General features: G+C 70.3%; 22 protein-coding genes, 1 pseudogene and 1 riboswitch. Of the genes and pseudogenes, 13 read left to right on the forward strand and 10 right to left on the reverse strand.

Translation table 11 applies throughout. The features are described 5' to 3' along the window. Positions 1–118 precede the first annotated feature (118 nt). The 5 genes from ACZ5GP_RS04190 (at position 119) to ACZ5GP_RS04210 (ending at position 4744) form a co-directional block, all read left to right on the forward strand. Complete coding sequence (locus ACZ5GP_RS04190) at positions 119–979, forward strand: helix-turn-helix domain-containing protein (protein ID WP_468749305.1); 861 nt, start codon at positions 119–121, stop codon at positions 977–979. Between the two features lie 5 nt (positions 980–984). Next, positions 985–1443 (forward strand): VOC family protein, encoded by a 459-nt coding sequence (locus ACZ5GP_RS04195; RefSeq protein ID WP_468749306.1) that lies wholly within the window; start codon positions 985–987, stop codon positions 1441–1443. A gap of 7 nt (positions 1444–1450) precedes the next feature. Beyond that, positions 1451–1635, forward strand: a riboswitch (cobalamin riboswitch). Between the two features lie 66 nt (positions 1636–1701). Further along, positions 1702–2745, forward strand: a complete 1044-nt coding sequence (locus tag ACZ5GP_RS04200) for an ABC transporter substrate-binding protein (RefSeq protein WP_468749307.1) — start codon at positions 1702–1704, stop codon at positions 2743–2745. Beyond that, the gene (locus tag ACZ5GP_RS04205) at positions 2742–3770 is read left to right on the forward strand and encodes a FecCD family ABC transporter permease (protein WP_468749308.1); all 1029 of its coding nucleotides are present in this window, start codon (positions 2742–2744) and stop codon (positions 3768–3770) included. The genes ACZ5GP_RS04200 and ACZ5GP_RS04205 overlap by 4 nt, the downstream gene beginning before the upstream one ends. Positions 3771–3853: 83 nt before the next feature. Continuing rightward, entirely contained in the window at positions 3854–4744 is an 891-nt protein-coding gene (locus ACZ5GP_RS04210; protein WP_468749678.1) for an ABC transporter ATP-binding protein, read from the forward strand. Positions 4745–4754: 10 nt separating this feature from the next. Here the strand turns inward: ACZ5GP_RS04210 and ACZ5GP_RS04215 are convergent, their stop codons facing one another. Together ACZ5GP_RS04215 and ACZ5GP_RS04220 are read right to left on the reverse strand one after the other, a co-directional pair. After that, a complete protein-coding gene (locus ACZ5GP_RS04215; RefSeq protein ID WP_468749309.1) occupies positions 4755–6668 on the reverse strand; it encodes a caspase, EACC1-associated type in 1914 nt (637 codons plus the stop codon). Position 6669: 1 nt separating this feature from the next. Next, positions 6670–7017, reverse strand: coding sequence for an effector-associated constant component EACC1 (locus ACZ5GP_RS04220; protein WP_468749310.1), 348 nt, complete (start codon positions 7015–7017; stop codon positions 6670–6672). A 283-nt stretch (positions 7018–7300) separates the two neighbouring features. On the opposite strand from ACZ5GP_RS04220, the gene ACZ5GP_RS04225 reads away from it, so the two are divergent. Next, on the forward strand, positions 7301–7864 hold the full coding sequence (locus tag ACZ5GP_RS04225) for a peptide deformylase (RefSeq protein WP_468749311.1): 564 nt from the start codon (positions 7301–7303) through the stop codon (positions 7862–7864). 422 nt (positions 7865–8286) lie between these two features. On the opposite strand, the gene ACZ5GP_RS04230 is transcribed toward ACZ5GP_RS04225, so the two are convergent. From ACZ5GP_RS04230 to ACZ5GP_RS04240, 3 genes and pseudogenes are all read right to left on the reverse strand, one after another. Then, a complete protein-coding gene (locus ACZ5GP_RS04230; protein ID WP_468749312.1) occupies positions 8287–9081 on the reverse strand; it encodes a WbqC family protein in 795 nt (264 codons plus the stop codon). Further along, positions 9023–9691 (reverse strand): YdcF family protein, encoded by a 669-nt coding sequence (locus ACZ5GP_RS04235; RefSeq protein WP_468749313.1) that lies wholly within the window; start codon positions 9689–9691, stop codon positions 9023–9025. The genes ACZ5GP_RS04230 and ACZ5GP_RS04235 overlap by 59 nt, the downstream gene beginning before the upstream one ends. 14 nt (positions 9692–9705) lie before the next feature. Further along, positions 9706–10808 (reverse strand): annotated as a pseudogene (locus ACZ5GP_RS04240) (hypothetical protein). Between the two features lie 143 nt (positions 10809–10951). On the opposite strand from ACZ5GP_RS04240, the gene ACZ5GP_RS04245 reads away from it, so the two are divergent. From ACZ5GP_RS04245 to ACZ5GP_RS04270, 6 genes are all read left to right on the forward strand, one after another. Next, a complete protein-coding gene (locus tag ACZ5GP_RS04245; RefSeq protein ID WP_468749314.1) occupies positions 10952–11380 on the forward strand; it encodes a hypothetical protein in 429 nt (142 codons plus the stop codon). 11 nt (positions 11381–11391) lie between these two features. Beyond that, positions 11392–11793: an ATP-binding protein gene (locus tag ACZ5GP_RS04250; protein ID WP_468749315.1), complete on the forward strand. Its 402-nt coding sequence runs from the start codon at positions 11392–11394 to the stop codon at positions 11791–11793. A gap of 219 nt (positions 11794–12012) precedes the next feature. Continuing rightward, the gene (locus ACZ5GP_RS04255) at positions 12013–12258 is read left to right on the forward strand and encodes a hypothetical protein (RefSeq protein WP_468749316.1); all 246 of its coding nucleotides are present in this window, start codon (positions 12013–12015) and stop codon (positions 12256–12258) included. Between the two features lie 52 nt (positions 12259–12310). Next, positions 12311–13429: an adenosylhomocysteinase gene (locus tag ACZ5GP_RS04260; RefSeq protein ID WP_468749317.1), complete on the forward strand. Its 1119-nt coding sequence runs from the start codon at positions 12311–12313 to the stop codon at positions 13427–13429. A 5-nt stretch (positions 13430–13434) separates the two neighbouring features. Then, positions 13435–13998: an NUDIX domain-containing protein gene (locus ACZ5GP_RS04265; RefSeq protein ID WP_468749318.1), complete on the forward strand. Its 564-nt coding sequence runs from the start codon at positions 13435–13437 to the stop codon at positions 13996–13998. Positions 13999–14190: 192 nt separating this feature from the next. Continuing rightward, entirely contained in the window at positions 14191–14811 is a 621-nt protein-coding gene (locus ACZ5GP_RS04270; protein ID WP_468749319.1) for a DUF5753 domain-containing protein, read from the forward strand. A gap of 112 nt (positions 14812–14923) precedes the next feature. On the opposite strand, the gene glnA is transcribed toward ACZ5GP_RS04270, so the two are convergent. Further along, positions 14924–16333, reverse strand: a complete 1410-nt coding sequence (glnA, locus tag ACZ5GP_RS04275; RefSeq protein ID WP_468749679.1) for a type I glutamate--ammonia ligase — start codon at positions 16331–16333, stop codon at positions 14924–14926. A 287-nt stretch (positions 16334–16620) separates the two neighbouring features. Between glnA and ACZ5GP_RS04280 the strand changes: the two genes are divergently transcribed. Beyond that, positions 16621–17088 (forward strand): RDD family protein, encoded by a 468-nt coding sequence (locus tag ACZ5GP_RS04280; RefSeq protein ID WP_358585638.1) that lies wholly within the window; start codon positions 16621–16623, stop codon positions 17086–17088. Between the two features lie 116 nt (positions 17089–17204). Here ACZ5GP_RS04280 and ACZ5GP_RS04285 read toward each other — a convergent pair whose 3' ends face one another. The 4 genes from ACZ5GP_RS04285 to lipB form a co-directional block, all read right to left on the reverse strand. Further along, positions 17205–17909, reverse strand: a complete 705-nt coding sequence (locus ACZ5GP_RS04285) for a DUF4191 domain-containing protein (protein ID WP_468749320.1) — start codon at positions 17907–17909, stop codon at positions 17205–17207. 30 nt (positions 17910–17939) lie between these two features. After that, positions 17940–18143: an SCO2195 family GlnR-regulated protein gene (locus ACZ5GP_RS04290; protein WP_358585642.1), complete on the reverse strand. Its 204-nt coding sequence runs from the start codon at positions 18141–18143 to the stop codon at positions 17940–17942. 250 nt (positions 18144–18393) lie between these two features. Further along, positions 18394–19359: a lipoyl synthase gene (locus ACZ5GP_RS04295; protein WP_468749321.1), complete on the reverse strand. Its 966-nt coding sequence runs from the start codon at positions 19357–19359 to the stop codon at positions 18394–18396. A 133-nt stretch (positions 19360–19492) separates the two neighbouring features. Continuing rightward, a complete protein-coding gene (lipB, locus tag ACZ5GP_RS04300) occupies positions 19493–20290 on the reverse strand; it encodes a lipoyl(octanoyl) transferase LipB (protein WP_468749322.1) in 798 nt (265 codons plus the stop codon). Positions 20291–20404 lie beyond the last annotated feature (114 nt).

A 20404-nucleotide genomic window follows, 5' to 3' on the forward strand; every position in this document is an offset into this window, starting at 1 on the left:
GCGGAGGCGGGTAGCGGAGAGGGACGCCGGGCCCGGGAGAGCGGCGGGCAAGGGCGGGGGCGGCGGGTGCCGGGAGGGGCCCGCAGCGGACGGCGATCACATCGCCCATACTGGCCGCATGGGCTCCCGTGAGTTCGTCAGAGCCGTCCCCCGGCTCGACGGCATGGTCGTCTCCGCGGTCGGCTACCGCACCGCGGGACAGCGCCCCGCCCTGCACCGGGGCCTGCCCTCGCCCCACCTGACGGTGATCTTCTCGCTGGACGGCACCATCGCCGGCGGCGACACCCCCGACCAGGCGAGCGGCGCGGACGCCGCCCGCACCGACATCGTCGTGGGCGGCCTGCACCAGAGCCCCGTGTACGTCGTCCAGCCCGAGCACGAGGCGGGCATCCAGCTCGCCGTGCACCCGCTGGCGGCCCGCGCCCTCCTCGGCCTGCCCGCCGGAGCGCTGACCGGACAGCCCGTCGTCGCCGGCACCGACGTGTTCGGCGAGCGCGCCGCCGACCTCCGCGAGCGGCTGTGCGAGCTGGACCACTGGGAGGACCGCTTCGCCGCCCTGTCCGCCTACCTGCGGCGGCGCGCGGCCACCGAACGGACCGCCGGGTCCGTACGCCCCGAGGTCGCCGAGGCCTGGGCCTGGCTGGCCCGGCACCGCGGCGCGGGCACGCTGGGCGCCCTGTCCCGGCACGTCGCGCTCAGCGAACGCCGCCTGACCGCGCTCTTCCGCGCCGAGACCGGGCTGAGCCCCAAGCAGGCCGCCCGCCTGATGCGCTTCCAGCACGCGAAGGACGCCGTGGTCCGCGCCGTCGCGGCGGGCGGCCCGCCGAACCTCGCCCGGGTCGCGGCCGACACCGGCTACTGCGACCACTCCCACCTCGTACGCGACTTCCGCCAGTACACGGGGACGAGCCCGACCGGCTGGCTCGCCGAAGAGTGCCGGAACATCCAAGCCGGGGCACACGGCGAGGGCGAAGAGTGAAGGACATGAACACCACACCGAACCCCACACCCAACCCCACACCGCCCCCCGCCCCCGCCGCGCCGGCCCCCACCATCTGGCCGGGCCTCCAGGCCGAGGACGCCCCCGCGCTGATCGACTTCCTCGTCGGCACCGTCGGCTTCCTGCGCACGGCCGTCTACGAGGACGGCGGCCGCGTCGTCCACGCCCAGCTCGACTGGCCCGAGGGCGGCGGCGTCATGCTCGGCTCCCACGACCCCGCCACCGAGGGCACCTGCGGCACACCCGGCACCGCGAGCGCCTACGTCGTCACCGACCGGGTGGAGGACCTGTACCGCCGCCTCACCGAGGCGGGCGTGCGGGTCATCGCCGAGATCGAGGACAAACCGTACGGCGGCCGCGAGTTCGCCGTCGCGGACCCAGAGGGAAACCACTGGTCCTTCGGCTCCTACCGGGGCGAGCCGAGGCCCGGACCGACCCCGTGAGCACGCGTGATAACTTGCGCAAGCCAGTCAAACCCACACCTGGGCCAGGGAATCCGGTGCGAATCCGGAACTGACGCGCAGCGGTGAGGGGGACGGGCGGGGCCACGGCCACTGGGCGTCTCACGACGCCCGGGAAGGCGCCCCGCCCGGTCGATCCCGAGTCCGAAGACCTGCTGGCGCCTTCGCCCGCACACCGGGCGGCGAAGGTCGTGACGCAGACCAGGCTCCGCGTATGAGCCGTGACACCCAAGGGATCGCGTGTCCTCGAAAGCCCGTACACCCGTCCTGCGCTGTGCCGGACTCCTCACGGCCGGCACGCTCGCGCTCAGCGCCTGCGGCGGCGGCTCGGCACCGGAGCCCGCGGGCAAAGGCGCCGACGGCTACCCCGTCACCGTCGCCTCCTGCGGCAAAAACGTGCAGGTCACGGCCCCGCCCCAGCGCGCCGTCTCGCTCGACCAGGGCTCCACGGAGATCCTGCTCTCCCTCGGGCTCGCCGACCGCATGGCCGGCACCGGCACCTGGACCGACCCGGTCGCGAAGAACCTGGAGAAGGACAACGCGAAGGTGGAGCGGCTCGCCGACCGCTACCCCTCCCTGGAGAAGGTCCTTGCCAAGGAACCGGACTTCGTCAGCGCCTCCTTCCTCTACACCGTCGGCAAGGGCGGCGTCGCCGACCGCGCGAAGTTCACCGACCTCGGCGTGCCCGTCTACGTCTCGCCCACCGACTGCGCGGGCAAGGACAACGACGGCGGCGGCGACGGCAAACGCGTGCGGACCCTCACCATGGACACCGTCTACGGCGAGATCCGCGACCTGGCGAAGGTGTTCGGCGTGCGACAGCGCGGCGAGCGGCTGATCGCCGACCTGAAGGGCCGCGTCGCGAAGGCCACGAAGGACATCAAGGCGTCCGACGCGACGATCCTGTACTGGTTCGCCAACTCCGACGCCCCGTACATGGCGGGCTGCTGCGGCGCCCCCGGCATCATCACCCGCGAACTCGGCGCGAAGAACGTCTTCGACGACACCCGCGAGGAGTGGCCCCAGATCAACTGGGAGACCGTCGCCGACCGCGACCCCGACGTCCTCGTCATCGGCGACCTCACCCGCAGGTCGCAGTCCGCCGAGAGCGCCGAGGCGAAGATCAGGTTCCTGGAGACCAACCCGGCGACCAAGAACCTGACCGCCGTAAAGAAGAAGTGGTACGTCCGGCTCAGCGGCCAGGCCATGAACCCCACGATCCGTACCGTCGACGGCATCGAGCAAGTGGCGGCCGGGCTGCGGAAGTTCGGGCTCACCACATGAGCGTGGCCGCACCCGCCCGGCAGGGGCTGCTGTGGCTGGCCGCGTGCGCGGCGCTCGCGCTGTCCGTGGCGGTCGCCGTCACCATCGGCCCCGCCGAGATCTCCGTCCCCGACGTGTGGTCGGTGCTCGCCGCGCACCTCGGCTGGGGCGAGTCGCGCCTCACCCCCCTCAGGGACGGCATCGTCTGGAACCTGCGGATGCCCCGCACCCTGCTCGCCGCCGTCTGCGGCGCGGGTCTCGCGGTGTGCGGGGCGGTCATGCAGTCCCTGCTCCGCAACCCCCTCGCGGACCCCTTCGTGCTCGGGGTGTCGTCCGGGGCGTCCACGGGGGCCGTCGCGGTCGTCGTCCTCGGGGTGGGCGGGGGAGCGGTGTCCATCTCGGCGGGCGCCTTCGTGGGCGCGCTCCTGTCCTTCGCGCTCGTCCTGCTCCTGAGCCACACGCTGGGCGGGACGACGGACCGGGTGGTGCTGTCCGGCGTGGCCGCGCTGCAGCTCTTCTCCGCGCTGACGTCGTTCGTCATCCTCACGGCGGGTGACGCGGAGACCACCAGGGGCGTGCTGTTCTGGCTGCTGGGCTCGCTCAGCGGGGCGGGCTGGACGGACGTGTGGCTGTGCGCCGCCGTCCTCGCCGTGGCGCTGGCCGTCTGCCTCGGCCACGCCCGTACGCTCGACGCGTTTGCGTTCGGCCAGGAGGCGGCGGCGACACTGGGCGTGCACGTGGCGCGCACCCGGCTCGTGCTGCTCTGCGTGACGGCGCTGCTGACCGCCGCGCTGGTCAGCTCGGCGGGCGCCATCGGTTTCGTGGGCCTGGTCCTGCCGCACGCGGCCCGCGCCTTCGCCGGCTCGGGCCACGCCCGCCTGCTGCCGGTCACGGCACTGGCCGGGGCGCTCTTCCTGGTCTGGGTGGACACTTTGGCCCGTACGGCCCTGGATCCCCAGGAGGTCCCGGTGGGCGTGGTGACGTCACTCATCGGCGTACCGGCGTTCGTGCTGGTGCTGTACCGGACGCGGGGGGCGACGACGTGAGGCCCGAGAGGTCGTATGACGTGACGCCCGAGACGACGCCCGACGGGACGCCCGAGGCGGCGCACGGGCTCGGGTGCCGGGAGATGCCGCCTGGGCCCGGGGTTCGGGAAGCGCCGGTCGGGTCCGGAGGTCGGGAAGGGCCGGCCGGGAGCAGGCGCGGCCTGCGCGCGGATCGCGTCGCCCGCGAGGCCGGTGGCCGGCTCGTGGTGGACGGCGTCAGCCTCGCCCCGCCGTCCGGCGCCACCGTGGGCCTCCTCGGCCCCAACGGCTCCGGAAAGTCCACGCTGCTGCGCCTCCTCGCGGGAGTCCTCGCGCCCGCCGCCGGGGTGGTCACCCTGGACGGCCGTCCGCTCGCCGACACGCCCCGCCGGGCGGTGGCGCGCCGCATCGCCGTGGTCGAGCAACACGCGTCCACGCAGGTGGAGTTGACGGTACGGGATGTCGTACGCCTGGGTCGCGTCCCGCACCGTCGGGCATGGTCGGCCCCCACGCCCGACGACGAGCGGGCGGTGCGGGAGGCGCTGGAGCACACGGGCCTCACCGAGCGGGCGGCCCAGTCCTGGCACACGCTCTCCGGCGGCGAACGCCAGCGGGTGCAGATCGCCCGCGCGCTGGCCCAGGAACCCCGCGAACTCCTCCTGGACGAACCGACCAACCACCTGGACGTCCAGCACCAACTGGAGCTGCTCGCGCTGGTCGCCGAGCTCCCCCTCACCAGCGTGATCGCGCTGCACGACCTCAATCTGGCGGCGATGTACTGCGACCACGTGCTGATCCTGAAGGAGGGCACGGCGTACGCGGCGGGCACCCCGGCGGAGGTGATCACGGAGCAGCTGATCGCCGAGGTCTACGGGGTGCGCGCGGTGGTGACACCGGGGGAGCCGCCCCAGGACGGCCGCCCACCGGCCCCATCGATCCGCTTCCTGCGAAGCCGCGCACCCGGACCAGGCCAGGCGCGTACGACCGGCCCTTGAAAGGGACGCCCTACCGTCCGGTCCCGCCGTCCTGGCGGAAGCGGCGCGACCAGCCGCGCCCGAGGCGCGTCGGAAAGGGCCACGCCCACCGTACGGTCTGCGCGTCTTCGCCCCTGGCCTGCTCGTTCGGCTCCCTGCCCTCCGGTGAGCCGAACGACTCGGTCCGCGCGGCCCCGACAGGTGCCGGAACCGCCGGCTCGGGGCTGGGGGCCGGGTGGATCTCGTCGATGTGGGACAGCTGGAAAAGCGGGCCGTCGGACACGTCGGCCACGATCGAGGTACGGAGCCTCACCGGGACGTAGGTGCCGTCACGCCGGGCCAGCCGGACTTCTCCGTACCCGCCCTGCGGCGACGTGCGCAGCAGAGTCCCGATGTCCTCCGGGTGGACGAGATCGGCCAAGGAGTACCGCCGCATCGCCGAGGCGGGGCGGCCGAGCATGATGCACAACGCGTCGTTCGTCCTGAGCAGCCTGCCGTCACGGTCACCGCCCAGTTCGGCGATGGCGATGCCGGAAGGGGCGTACTCGAATGCCTGGCGGAAGGACTCCTCGCTGGCGCGCAGGGCTTGCTGTTCGCGTTCCAGGCGGACCAGCGCGCGTTGCATGTTGGCCCGCAACCGGGCATTGCCGATGGCGGTGCCGCAGTGGTAGGCGTAGCGGCGCAGATGGCCGCGTGTCTGGGGGCCGGGGCGCAGTCCGTTGCGCGGCATATCAACTGAGATGACACCGAGCAGTTCGTTGCGGAAGCCGGCCGTGTACATCGGGGCGTAGAGGCGGTCCTCCGGATGCCACTCCTGTTCCCGCTGGGGCAAGGGGCCGTCCGTGCGCAACTGGGGGACGTCGTCGTCGTCGAGCACCCAGCCCTCGGTGTGGGGGATGAAGCGCAGCAGGTCCCAGTCCTCGCCCATCGCCAGCCGTCGTTCCCAGGACTCACGGGAGCCGACGCGGCCCGTCATCACGGCCTCGGCCCCAGGATCGCCGGCGAGCGCGGCCACGACCAGATCACCGTCGGGCCGCACCAGGTTGACGGCGGCGAGCCCGTACCCGAGATGCGTCACGATGCCGTCCGCGGCGGCTTGCAGGGTGTCCGCCAGGCTGCGGCTGGTGTAGAGGTCGGCGATGGCCTGGTCCGCCAGGAGGGAGTCGGCGCTCTCCGGGCCCGCCTCCGCACCCTCGGGTGTGTCGCGCGGCGCCGTGTAGGCGGCGTTGCGGATGAAAGGCGCCTGCCCGAGCTGATTGCGGCACAGGCGCTGGGGCTCCGGACGCTCTCTCATGACGAGCCGGGTGCGCAGCCGCGTGAAGATCGCGTCAAGGGTGAGCAGGTGGGTCTCGCCCGGGATTCCCTCCTGGAGGATGGAGGCCCATTCACCGGTGAAAGCCGTGACCGGCTCGCCGGGTGGCGCGAGCGCGACCGCCGTCTCCGCGGCGGCGGCCAGGAGGTAGGTGCCGTCCAGCTCCAGAGCGGGCGTGTTCGACTGCACGCCGAAGGCGCGGGCGCTGTAGCAGCAGTCGAGGACGACGATGCGGCGCTGGGCCCGGCTCCCCTCCACGTCCATCCGGATCCAGTGGTAAGGAACGGCCGAGTCGTGCACGGAACGTGGATCGCTGCTTTCGATGGCGAGGTGCAGAAGACCGGTCCTGGGCTCGATCAACCCGTGGCCCGCGTAGTAGATCAGCAGCGTGTCGGAGGCTTCCCTGGCGGCCTTGCCGACAGCGCGGGAGACATCCCGCGGAAGCGGCGGATCGGCGAGAACCGTGCAGTGATCGGCGGGCAGCTGCCATTTGTCCCGGAACAGGTTCCGCAGGATCGTGAGGTTTCCGCGCACCGCCGGCAAGGAGTCCAGCGCGGAGAAAGCGCTCGCGCCGACGAGGACGACGCGGGTGCCGTCGGGGTCGGGCAGCTTCGCCGACTCTGGCGCAGCCACGTCATTCCCCCAGGACGCGGCGGAGCAGACGCTCGGCTTCCTCCTCCGACTCACCACTGATGTGCACCACGGTGCCGTCCGGCCGCTCGACCGTGAGAGTGGGACGCCGGGGGCGGGTGGAGCGCCAGCTCGCGATGGAGGTGGCCAGGGAGGCGGCACTGAATCCGCTGCCGAGCACGAGGGCCAGGATGTCGATGCCGTTGCCCTGGTGACCCGGCTCCGCGGGGGAGCCGCTGCCCAACTCGGCCCGCAGGGACCGACGGACCACCCTGTCGGAGTCGAGCCAGGCGGCGAGCGACCGAAGCTGCTCCTCGGCACCGCCGGACGAGCAGCGTACGAGAATGTTCAAGGGCCCCCCAGAAAACGACTCTCCCAAAATCACCCCAGCATGCCACACCACCACCGGGCAGAAGCCCGTGGCGAGCCCACGCCTGGTTAGTGCCAGCACATCACGAGCCGGTCCAGGCCTCCGCGGTGGACGGTGACTTCTTCATCGTCTCCATTCCATCGACTTCATCATCGGCCGGGGGATTCACATGGACCACGACCACACCGGCCCTGCGCGCTCGGTACCGTCTGGAGTGGCGGTTCAGGGCACGGCCCGAACGGGACTCGGATTAAGGGGAGTTCAGGTGAGCGACGTGCGGCCCAGCCGGCAGATGCGTGACCTCGGAGTCGTCCAGCACGGCACCGGCGTCCTCGCCGAACCGGCCCGCGCCTTCGACCTGCCCGCCGAGCGCGACGAGGCCGAGCGCATCACCGACGAGCTGTTCGCCGCCATGGAGCGGATCGGCCAGGTCCACCCCTTCACCAAGGGCATGGGCATCGCCGCCCCTCAGATCGGCATCGGCCGTGCCGTCGCCGTCGTCCAGCCGCCCGGCGACGCACCCGCCGTCATCCTGCTCAACCCCCGGATCACCACTCGCTCCGAGGAGATGGATGAGCAGTACGAGGGCTGTCTGAGCTTCTTCGACGTGCGCGGCCTCGTGCCCCGCCCCCTGAAGATCACGGTGGAGGCCAGGGCTCTGACCGGCGAGCCGGTGACCACCGCGCACGAGCGCGGCCTCGCCCGCCTCGTCCACCACGAGATCGACCACCTCGACGGACTGCTCTACCCCGCCCGCATGCGAACAGGCGTCGAACCGATCCCCGTAGAGGAGTACCGCCAGACCGGCCGCGCCTGGACATACGACTAGGCCACTGGCACCAAGGGGCTGACCACCTTCCAGGTGTACCGCTGCGGCGGGGCTTGGGCATTTGCCCGGCGAACCAGCTGAGGCAGATCGCGTACCGCACGGGGGTCTACCAGGCATCCAAGGAACTCGGCGGCGGTGTGGCGCAGGTGCAAAAGACGGCCAGCAAGGCCCAACAGCTCATCTCCAGCCAGTTCCTCACCCGGATCTACGAGGAAGACGGCACCCCGAAAGGCACCGAACTGTCCACCACCCGCCCGCGACAGGTCGTGGTGATCGGGAGCCTGCGCGAGTTCACTCACAACGTGCCGCTACCCGTGACGGGGTGTTACCGGCGCATGGGGGCTCATCCCGGCTTCACGGAAATCTTGTCAGGGCCACGTTCCGAGTGGCACGTCCCCCTCCACGAGGAGGGGGCGGCTCGTTCAGGCTGCCGTCTGGAGCCAGTCGCGGTGGGCCGGGAGAGCCCGGAGGTGGGCTGCCACGGCGTCCGGGCCCAGGATGGCCAAGGCCCACAGGGCACTGAGGCGGCGGCCGGAGGACCAGATGCCGGTGGTCGGCGGCCGAAACGAGGCCACGGCGATGTTCTGAACCGTGAACGGGGCGGGGTCGAGATAGGTCATGCCACCGGTCCCGCACAGATACGCGCGGGCGCCGGTCGCCGCGGAAAGGTCCGCGAGCCGGACGGAGCGGCCCGGCCGGGTTGGCAGACGGCTGCTGGTGACGACCTGGCCCTTCCAGCCCAGCAGGTCCAGCAGGACGCGGGTGGAGGTCTCGGCAACCTTCGCGGTCTTGCCGGTGTCGAAGGCATCCAGCACCGGTTCCAGGGCCTCGGTGAGGGCGGGCCAGTGAGGGCTGGCCCCATAGTGTTGCCGCAGCATTCCCGCGGTCCTGCGGCGGGCCAGGTCCAAGTCGTCGATCACGGCGTCGCGGATGAGGGTGGGCCGTCCGCTCGGCAGGCGGGTGGGGATGGTAAGCCACTGCTGACCGGCGGGGTCGTGGAGGTTCGCGAGGCGGGCTCGGTGCTGGTAGTCGCGGCGGGTGAACTGCACGTTGTCCAGGACGATCCAGTAGTCCGCCGCGAACAGCTTGGCCAGCGTGGTCAGCCGGGGCAGGAAATTCGGCTGGTGGATGGCACACCACCCGCCTGGCTCGGGCAGGTCAGGGGTTGATGAGGCGGCTGGTGAAGCCGCCGCGGATGAGGGACTCGTACGCTGCATGCACGTCCTCCGGGACCTCCTGCTCGATGGCGAATCCGAGCTTTGGATACTCGATGACCCGCTGGAGGTCGCCGACGAGCATGTCCAGGACGAGTTTCTCGTCGCCGATGGACTTCAGATAGTCGTCGAACTCCAGCGGCTCCGACGCGCAGCGGATCTCGACGTCGGGCCACAGCTCGCGGGCGGTCGCGAACGACCGCCTTTCCATATAGGGCTTGGAGACCAGCAGCACCGACGCCGGGGTGATGCCTGCGGCGACGAGGACCTCACGCGAGAGGGTGATGTTCTGCCCGGTGTTGCCCGCGTTCGGTTCCAGCAGGATCGCCTCGGCGGGGACGCCGAGATCGATGGCGTGCTCGCGGAAGTGGACGGCCTCACCACGCGGGAAGACCTTGGCGGTGGTGGGGCTGTTGCCGCCGGTGAAGACCAGGGTCGGGAAGAGCCCGGAGCGGTACAGCTCGGCGGCATGGGCTGCGACGCCGAGGTCGTGGCTGTCCAACCCGATCGCCACGTCGACGGGCCGCAGCTCGTGCTGCATCTGGTGGTAGTTCCAGATCAGCTTGGCCTGGCGCCACTGGTCAGCGGTGATGCCCTGCTGGTCGTTGCTCACGCGTTTCTCCCTGGTCACCGTTGCCGGGGGCCGGTCGGCCCCTCGCCCATGGCCTTGATGCCCTCGATACTGCGCAGTTGGTGCACAAGTCCGAACTGCGCGGCCACCTTGGCGGCCTGGTCGAGGACGAGGTGTCCATCATCCCGGGTCGCCGCATCGGAGAGCAGGATGTGGCCATGAGCGGTGTCCAGTCGCACGCGTTGCATCGGTGAGTCGGGCGTCCCGCTGCTGCGGGCGATGTCGATGAAGTGCAAGGCCTGGGTAAGGTCGCCGGCGCCGCGGCGGGCGAGGGCAAGTTTTTGGTGGGCCACCGACCAGTCGTCCGGTTCGGTGAGGTCCTCGAAGTCGCGGGTCGCCACCCGCATGACGCGGGTCGCATAGTCGTGCTGGCCGTCCTTGCTCAGCGCGGTCCCCACCCACAGCCTCGCGCGGGCCCGGTCGCGGCGGGAGGCCGGTCATCGACGGCGAGGGTCTCGTAGTTGCGGGCGGCGATCTCCAGCTCCCCGGACATCTCGGTGACGACCGCGAGGGACAGGTCGAGCTGGGCGACGCGGAGGGGGATGTCGAGCTGGGTGAAGACCGCGCGAGCGCCGGCATAGGAGTGCTGGGCGGACAGCGCGACCAGGACAACGCCCTGGTCGCGCTTGAGGTCGCCGAGCAGGGCGGTGGAGCGGGCGAAGAGATACAGACCCTTCTCGTCCAGCTCGGCGGCCTTGAACCGGCCCAGCCACCGGGTGAGGAGGCTGTCGGCGAAGGCGAAGTTCTGCCGGGACAGGGCGACCACGACCCGGTCGAGGTCATCGGCCCAGGACTCGTATTCCCAGGTTCTGGGGCCGGAGGCGGTTACGCGGCGTCGGCCAGCGTTCTGCACCGGGCTGGTCATATCGGACAGGAGCGTTTCGAACCGCAGGTGGACAGCGGCGTCCGCGCGGCCGAGGGCGGTGTCGAGGATGGCCTGAGTGTCGGGTCTGGGCTCGGTGTCGGCGAGCTTGCTCTCCCACTTGGACACGGTCGCGACGGCCAGGCCGAGCTGCTGGGCGAAGGCCCGCACGCTCAGTCGCAGGGCGAGCCGCAGGGCCCTGGCCTCCAGGCCGGTCCAGTGGTGCACGGTCGCCACGCGTCACTCCCTTCCACCGGTCATCGCAGCAGATCCGTGCGGTCGGCGGGACGGAAGTGGAACGGCCGGTGATTGGCCGCGAGTTGGCCGGACGCCGCGCTCAGAGCGTCACCATTTGTCGAGCCTTTGGGACGGTCCTGAGCATGGAACCCCTCACGGAGCATCGCCCGGTCAGCGGCCCGGTCGTTTACGGCTTCCTGCGGCTGGTGCGGGTCTCCCAAGCGCGGCAGGACGCGCTGGCCGCCTCGCTCACCGAGTACTGCCGCAACCACGAACTGCAGTTGTCCGGCGTCTTCACCGACCGCGACGCGTCCGCCGGACCCGCCTCAGCGGCGTTCACCGGGCTACTGGACGTGCTCGCGCTGCCGGACGTCTACGGCGTCATCGCCCCGGCCGTGTCGCACCTGGGGCCGAAGGCCATAGCCGCTGAACGCGGGCGGCGGATCGAGGCGGTCGGCTCGCGGCTGCTGCTGGTCCGCAAGCCCCGCACGGCCCACCACTCCATCTCTCGCAGCGGTCCCGTCCGCCGCCGTCACCCCGGCACCACCCGCGTCCTGGACGCCGAGTCATGAGGACCACCGTGATGAACAAGACGACCCAGCAGTTCTTCGACGCACGGCCCGAGTCGGTCGGCCAGGCACGGTCCTTCACCTCTGAGGCCCTGGCCGGCTGGGGTCCGCCGGACCGCGCCGAGGACGTCCGGCTCTGCGTCTCCGAACTCGCCACCAACGCCCTGGTCCACGGGACTGCCCCCGGACACGGCTTCCTGGTCGAGCTCGACGCCGACGAGGATGTCGTACACCTGGAAGTGCACGACAGCCGCCGCCAGCACCCGGAAGCTCGGCAGGCCGCCGGCACGGACACCTCCGCACGCGGGCTGATCCTGGTGAACGCGCTCGCCGACGGCTGGGGAGTCGAGGACCGCACTCCGGTCGGGAAGATCGTCTGGTCCTGCTTCAAGGCCACGGGAGGCACGACAGCATGAGCGTTCTGCTCACTCCGCCCGGCCCTGAGCTGCGGCTGCTGGTGTCGCTCGCAGCCTGGACCTGGCCGCACCCGCCCGGACGTCCGCGAGATCGCGCACATCCTGATCACCCACACCCCGGCCCTGACCGGCTCGGGCACCGCTGAGACGGCCGAGGCCAGGATGCAGCGGCTGTCCGCCAGCCTGGGTGGCCTGGTCGGCGCCCGGGAGGTCGTTCCGGTGCTGGAGCGCTGCCTGCAGATCGTCGGCGACCAGGTGCTGGTGTGCTTCCCCGGCGCCTCCCGGCGGCTGCGGCTGCCCACCCGTCGGTCCTGGACCGAACAGGTCGCCCGCAGCGGTGAGGCAATCCTCCTACTCGGGCTGGACCCCCTGCCGCAGTCCGCTGACGCCGCCAAGGTCGACGCCTACCTGGATGCAGCGCTCGTAGCCGACCGGCTGCTGCTCGGATGCGCCCGCACCCGTTGAACCCGCATCTCCTCGCACGGCCCCCGGACGGAACGGATGAGAGGGAACTGCCATGGAAACCTTCGAACGCGCCCGGCTGGACGCCTACTTCGCCCGGATCGCCGCCCAGTTCGCCCCGGGTGAGCAGACGGCGTCGTTCCTCATCACGCACCTGCTGGCCGAGCGTCCCGCGTTCGTCCGCGCGGTCGCCGCGATGACCCGGCTCACTGCGGTGCTGCCCAAGCCGAAGTCCGTCCACCCGGCCGCGAAGCGCGAGGTCGAGCAGACGCACATGGTCGACACCCTCACCCGCGAAATGTTCGCCCAGGCCGACGACGCTCTGGACTACCTCGAATCCCGTGCCGCCGACCAGACGGTCACCCTGCTGGACGTCGGCGGCTACTTCGCCCCCAGCCTCGCCGACGTCCACAACCGCTTTACCGGCCGGCTCGCCGGGGTGATCGAGGACACCGAGAACGGGCACCACCGCTACGAGGACCTCGACAAACTGCCCTGCCCCGTCATCTCCGTCGCCCGCTCACCACTGAAGGACCCCGAAGACTTCCTCGTCGGCCAGTCCGTAGTCTTCTCCACCGAGGCCGTCATGCGCGATCGCGGTGACATCCTCCACGGCCGCCCCGCCCTGGTGATCGGCTTCGGCAAGCTCGGCAGCTCGATCGCCCGCCTCCTGCATGCCAAGGGCGTCCATGTCACCGTCTTCGACATCGACCCCGTCCGCCGCACCCAGGCACTCTCCCAGGGCTTTACCGTTGCCCGCGACCGTGAAGCCCTGACCGGGGCCGGCCTGGTGCTCTGCGCGACCGGCGCCGTCTCCCTGTGCGGCGAGGACTTCTCCCACCTGCGCAACGGCGCCTACGTCGCCACCGTCACCAGCAGCGAGGACGAACTCGACCTCGCCGGACTCCCTGACGTCTACACCCGCACCCAGGTCGGCGACCACGTCACCCGCTACCAGACCACCGGCCACTACTTCTATCTGGCGAACGGCGGCAACGCCGTCAACTTCATCCACGGCGCCAGCGTTGGGCCGTTCATCTTCCTGGTCCAGGCCGAGATCCTCGCCGCGATCAGGATGCTCACCCGCGGCGACCTCGCCCCCGGCATCCATGAGGTCCCCGCACCCGACCGCGAAGCCATCGCGGCGACCTGGCTCTCCTACTTCAACAGGTGATCACCATGACCATCACGGCCCACCACATCCGCACCACCATCGCCGCCTACCTCGACGAACACCCCGAGGACAAGCGCGAACTCGGCGTCGTCCTCGGCCTCCTGGACGACGGCGACGACCTCACCAGCCGTAAGACCCTGCCCGGCCACGTCACCGCAGGGGCCATCCTCGTCGGCCCCGACGGCCGCATCCTGCACATTCTCCACAACGTGACCCAGAAATGGCTTCTGCCCGGCGGTCATCTGGAGCCCTCGGACGAGACGCTCCTGCAGTCCGCCGGCCGCGAACTCGCCGAGGAGACCGGCCTCACGGTGAAGCCCGAGTCTCTCAAGGTCGCCCACGTCATCCACGGAGCTTGGGGCGTGGAGGCCCCCAACGGCTTCCTCACCGTCGTCTTCGCAGCCCACGAATGGACCGGCGAACCCGAGAACCGCGAACCCCGCAAGCACGCCCAGGTCTGCTGGGTCGACGTCGGCGCCATCCCCGAGAACTTCGTGGATACCACCTCAAGCGCCCTCCACCGGTACCTCGAGGGAGGCCCGGAAGTCTCGCTCGACGGCTGGCAGTAGAGCGCCGGCCTTGTTCCTTGAGAACGGGAGGCAGGCCACGGGTGGGATCCCTTCGTGCCCCGCCATCGGGATTGAGCGCGGGGCGCCTGACCGATTCCCGCTCTTACAAGGTCGGAACCACGACGTCATCCTCGATCGGAACGGCAACGCCCATCGAAGCCGCCCCGGCGGCACCACTCAGGAGGGGATGCGGTGACCAGTTCAGTTCGCTGGACGGATCGTCTGTCCACCGGCACGGAAGCGACCCAGGACGACGTGGTGCGCTGGTACCAGAGCACGCGCGAGGGCAAGGCATACGTGCCCACGATGATCTGGGGCACGCTCCAGACCGAGGCATACGCCACCGTGATCCTCGGCCAGGTCGTCGACTTCCTCGGCATCCCGAACGACGTCCCGGCCGGCGTCGCCAAGCGCATGCAGCGACAACAAGTGCTGTACGACGGCAAGCACCACTACGACGTCGTCCTCGGGGAGCAGGCTCTCTACACGAACATCGGCGGGCCCAAGGTCATGCGAGAACAGATCGAGCGCCTCCTACGAGAGCGCGGCCTGCCCTCTCTCACCCTCGGGGTCCTTCCCTCCACCGCACCGGTGGGCCTCTTCCCCGTCCACGCGTTCAACATCTACGGCGATGGCGACCGGGCCCACGTCGAGCTTGTCTCATCCTCCGTGGACATCACGGAACAGGGCGAGCTCGACCTCTACAGCAAAGCCTTCAGCGCACTGAGCAGTGCGGCATCCTACGGCGACGCCGCCGAGGAGCTTCTGCGGAAGGCCCACGCCTTCTGGGCCGGCGCTCCGCTCCAGGACTAGGCGAGGGGCCGCTACCCCGACATGGGTAGCGGCCCCTCGCAGTGTTCCGGCATCAGGTCAGAGCATTGACCCTGTTGTGGGGGTTTCCGGTCAGGTCGCCTGACCGGGCCTCTTAGATGTCGAAGTACAGCTCGAACTCGTGCGGGTGCGGCCGCAGCTGGATCGGGGCGATCTCGTTCGTCCGCTTGTAGTCGATCCACGTCTCGATCAGGTCGGACGTGAAGACGCCGCCCGCCTGGAGGTACTCGTTGTCCGCCTCGAGGGCGTCGAGGACCGCGGGGAGGGACGTCGGGACCTGGGGGACGCCCGCGTGCTCCTCGGGGGCCAGCTCGTAGAGGTCCTTGTCGATCGGCTCGGCCGGCTCGATCTTGTTCTTGACGCCGTCGAGGCCCGCCAGGAGCAGCGCCGAGAAGGCGAGGTACGGGTTCGAGGACGGGTCCGGCGCGCGGAACTCGACCCGCTTGGCCTTCGGGTTCGAACCCGTGATCGGGATACGCATCGCCGCGGAGCGGTTGCGCTGCGAGTAGACGAGGTTGACCGGGGCCTCGAAGCCGGGGACCAGGCGGTGGTAGGAGTTCACCGTCGGGTTGGTGAACGCCAGCAGCGACGGCGCGTGCTTGAGGATGCCGCCGATGTAGTAGCGCGCGACGTCCGACAGACCCGCGTAACCCTGCTCGTCGTAGAAGAGCGGGGTGCCGCCCGTCCACAGCGACTGGTGGACGTGCATGCCCGAGCCGTTGTCGCCGAAGATCGGCTTCGGCATGAAGGTCGCGGTCTTGCCGTTGCGCCAGGCGACGTTCTTCACGATGTACTTGAAGAGCATCAGGTCGTCGGCTGCGGCCAGCAGCGTGTTGAACTTGTAGTTGATCTCGGCCTGGCCCGCCGTGCCCACCTCGTGGTGCTGGCGCTCGACCTGGAGGCCGTTCTTGTCCAGCTCCAGGGAGATCTCGGCGCGGAGGTCGGCGAAGTGGTCGACCGGCGGAGCCGGGAAGTAACCGCCCTTGTAGCGGACCTTGTAGCCGCGGTTGTTCTCGACCGCACCGGTGTTCCAGGCGCCGGCCTCGGAGTCGATGTGGTAGAAGCTCTCGTTCGCCGACGTCTGGAAGCGGACGTTGTCGAAGACGTAGAACTCGGCCTCGGGGCCGAAGTACGCGGTGTCGGCGATGCCGGTCGAGGCCAGGTACGCCTCGGCCTTCTTCGCGACGTTGCGCGGGTCACGGCTGTACTGCTCGCCCGTGATCGGGTCGTGGATGAAGAAGTTGATGTTGACGGTCTTGTCGCGGCGGAAGGGGTCCACGCGGGCCGTCGACAGGTCGGCGCGCAACGCCATGTCGGACTCGTGGATGGCCTGGAAGCCACGGATCGACGATCCGTCGAAGGCCAGCTCCTCCTCCGGGTCGAACGCCGCCGCCGGAATCGTGAAGTGCTGCATGACACCGGGCAGGTCGCAGAACCGGACGTCGATGAACTTGACGTCCTCGTCCGCGATGTACTTCTTCGCGTCGTCGGCGTTCTGGAACAACATCCAACTCCTCCTACTCCCGCCCGGGGCGGGACGGGGTTGCAGCTCGTGGTGCGGCCGGTGGGGTGGCACACGCTGGGACCCGACCTTAGGGACGGGGGATTTCTCAAGCATGACCCATTTGTTTCGCCGAAGTTAACCGGCGCGCTTGCGTGTACCTCCGGTACCCCGCTCCCCGGCCCTTGCACACCCGACCTCGCCCCCACCTGCCGTCACCCACGCACACCCGACCACGCACACCCGACCCGCCCGTGTCCGCCCGAATCCGGGCGCAGTACCGTGGACGGGTGGACAACAGGCAAGCAATCGGATCGTGGCTCTCGGGCCCGCGCGCGGCCGCGGAGGACGCCGGTGTCGACTTCGGGTACCGGGGTGAGCAGCTCGGTCTGCCCGAGGAGGGGCCGGGGTCGATCGCGCGTCCGGGCCGCCGCATCGGGGCCATCGCCGTGGACTGGGGCCTGTGCATGGTGATCGCATACGGTCTGTTCGCCCGCGGTGACCAGCAGGCGATGGGCAACTGGGCGCTCGGCATCTTCTTCGTCCTCGGCGTGCTCACCGTCGGCACGGTCGGCTGCACGCCCGGCAAGGCCCTCTTCCGGCTCCGTGTCGTCGCCGAGGGCGGCGGCCGGCTCGGCTTCGGCCGGGGGCTGCTCCGCACTCTCCTGCTCTGCGTCGCCATCCCGGCCCTGATCTGGGACCGCGACGGCCGCGGCCTCCACGACCGCCTCGCCCGCGCCGTGCAGGTGCGGATCTAGCGGATCCATCCGGTCAGGACGACCACGAGGGCGCCTACGACGATGAGGGCCCCGGAACCGATCGGTTCCGGGGCCCTCATCGTCGTAGGGAAGCGGGTGGAAGGGGCGGTCCGGGACTACCTGCCCTTCGACCCGCGCGGCATGCGCATGCCCTTGGGCATCGGACCCTTGGGCAGCGGCATGTTCGACATCAGGTCGCCCATCGCGCGCAGCCGGTCGTTCGTCGCCGTGACCTGCGGGCCGGTCAGCACGCGCGGCAGCTTCAGCAGCGTCGTGCGCAGCTTCTTGAGGGAGACCGTGCCCTCGGTCGTGCCGACGATGACGACGTGCACCGGCACGTCCGACACGATGCGCGCCATCTTCCGCTTCTCGGCGGCCAGCAGGCCCTTCACGCGGTTCGGGTTGCCCTCCGCCACCAGGACGATGCCGGCCTTGCCGACGGTGCGGTGCACCACGTCCTGGCTGCGGTTCATCGCGACCGCGGGGGTCGTCGTCCAACCGCGGCCGATCTTGTCGAGCACCGCGGCCGCCGCACCGGGCTGGCCCTCCATCTGTCCGAAGGCGGCACGCTCGGCCCTGCGTCCGAAGACGATCGCCATCGCGAGGAAGGCGAGCAGGAAGCCGAGAATGCCCAGATAGACCGGGTGACCGATCAAGAAGCCGATCGCGAGGAAGACACCAAAGGTGACGATTCCCACGGCCGCGATGATGAGCCCGATTTTTGAGTCGGCCCGTCGGGTCATCTTGTAGGTCAGAGCGATCTGCTTGAGTCGCCCTGGCTCCGCGGCCGCATCCGCCGCGGTGGTTTCCTTCCTCGCCATGCCCTGAAGTCTACGTGGCCCCGGACGCGACTACGACGTGCGGGTTGCCACCGTCTCCTCGAAGACACGCAGCGCCTCGACCCGGTCCTTGGCACGGCGCCGGTCCTCGAGGACGGAAGTCCAGGCGTTGCGGCGTGCGGTGCGCTGGCCGCCGCTCAGCAGCAGTGACTCGACGACGCGCAGGGCGTCGGTGACGGACGGGATGGCGGTGGCGCGTACGGGCGCGGCCTGCATGATGGGGCCCTCCTGAGGACCAGCTCGATGGCTCGGGGGAAAGCTGTACGTCTGGCGGTGGAGCTGTACGTGCGGTGATACCAGGGTCACTGATTGGTGTTACCAGGGCGTGACCGACCGGTCAAACGCCGATGAAACCCTGATACGGGCCCCGAAACGCCGACGCGGCCCGCACGGCCCCGTCACCTGCGGGATCACGCGGGCCGCGGCGTCGCGGCTCGTACCGGTCAGTAGAGGCTTGTGCGCGGATTCACACGGCCTGGGAGGCGACGTACGCCCCGCGCTTCTCGATCGCCATCTGGTAGAGGCGGCCGGCGCGGTAGGAGGAGCGGACCAGCGGGCCCGACATGACGCCGGAGAAACCGATCTCCTCGGCCTCCTCCTTCAGCTCCACGAACTCCGCCGGCTTGGCCCAGCGCTCCACGGGGTGGTGGCGCGGCGTGGGACGCAGGTACTGCGTGATCGTGATCAGCTCGCAGCCCGCCTCGTGCAGCGCGTGCAGCGCCTCGCTGATCTCCGCGCGCTCCTCGCCCATGCCGAGGATGAGGTTCGACTTGGTGACCAGGCCGGCCTCGCGTGCCCGCGTGATGACCTCCAGCGAGCGCTCGAAGCGGAAGCCGGGGCGGATCCGCTTGAAGATGCGCGGCACCGTCTCCACGTTGTGCCCGAGGACCTCGGGGCGCGAGGAGAAGACCTCGGCCAGCTGGTCGGGGTCGGCGTTGAAGTCGGGGATGAGCAGCTCGACCTTGGTCTGCCCCTCGGCGCGCTCCGCGGTCATCGCGTGGATCTGGCGCACGGTCTCCGCGTACAGCCAGGCGCCGCCGTCGTCCAGGTCGTCGCGGGCGACGCCGGTGATCGTGGCGTAGTTGAGGTCCATCGTCACGACGGACTCGCCGACGCGGCGCGGCTCGTCGCGGTCGAGGGCCTGCGGCTTGCCGGTGTCGATCTGGCAGAAGTCGCAGCGCCGCGTGCACTGGTCGCCGCCGATGAGGAACGTCGCCTCGCGGTCTTCCCAGCATTCGTAGATGTTCGGACAGCCCGCCTCCTGGCAGACCGTGTGCAGGCCCTCGCTCTTCACGAGTTTCTGCAGGGCGTTGTACTCGGGGCCCATCTTCGCCCGGGTCTTGATCCACTCGGGCTTGCGCTCGATGGGGGTCTGGCTGTTCCGGACCTCCAGGCGCAGCATCTTGCGTCCGTCGGGTGCGACTGCGGACACATCGGCTCCCTGCTAGCTGGCGTATCTTCGATTCATCGGCGCACACCAGGGTACGCCCGTGATGTCGTCGGACTTACTTCCGGCCAACCTCTGGCCAACGGGGTGCATTCCCCCCGGGTCCGACGGGCCCGCCCTAGACGGCGGCCTTCTCCACCAGGCGCGGCTTCAGCTCCGCGTTCTCCAGCACGTCCCGCAGGTGCCGCTCGGCCACGGGCAGCACCTCGGAGATCGTGATCTCGCGGTCCAGCTCGTACGAGAGCGACGTCACGCCCGCGTCACGGATGCCGCACGGGATGATCCGGTCGAACCAGGTGTTGTCCGGGTTCACGTTCAGCGCGAAGCCGTGCATCGTCACGCCCTTGGCCACGCGGATGCCGATCGCGGCGATCTTGCGGTCCTCGCGGCGCTGGCCCGCGTTGGACGGGGCGTACTCCGGACCGTTGAACCGCGCGTCGAACTCCTCGTCCGTCAGGCGCGGGTCGAAGTCCAGGGAGAGGCCGCCGAGCGCGGGGCGCTGCTCCACCGGGTCGCCGAGCACCCAGACCCCGCTGCGGCCCTCGACGCGCGAGGTCTGGAGACCGAACTCCGCACACGTACGGATAAGAGCCTCTTCCAGGCGCCGCACATGTGCTACGACGTCCACCGGACGCGGCAGCTTCTGGATCGGGTACCCCACGAGCTGGCCCGGGCCGTGCCAGGTGATCTTGCCGCCCCGGTCCACGTCCACGACGGGCGTGCCGTCCAGCGGCCGCTCGCTGTCCTGGGTCCTGCGTCCTGCGGTGTACACCGGCGGGTGCTCCACGAGCAGGCAGGTGTCCGGGATCTCGTCGGCGAAGCGGGCGGCGTGCACCCGGCGCTGCTCGTCCCACGCCTCCTGGTACTCCACGGCGTCCGGGCCGAAGCCCAGTCGGACGAACCGAAACTCATTCACGGCAGGTGCCTCCCTGAACGTTCACCATGCACATATCGCGCCCCGGCCACTGTACGGGCCCCCCGGGCAGGCAACCTCGGCCCGGGTTCCTCACACGATCGGATGAACGAGGGG

It is taken from the genome of Streptomyces sp. NPDC031466 (genome assembly GCF_055581265.1).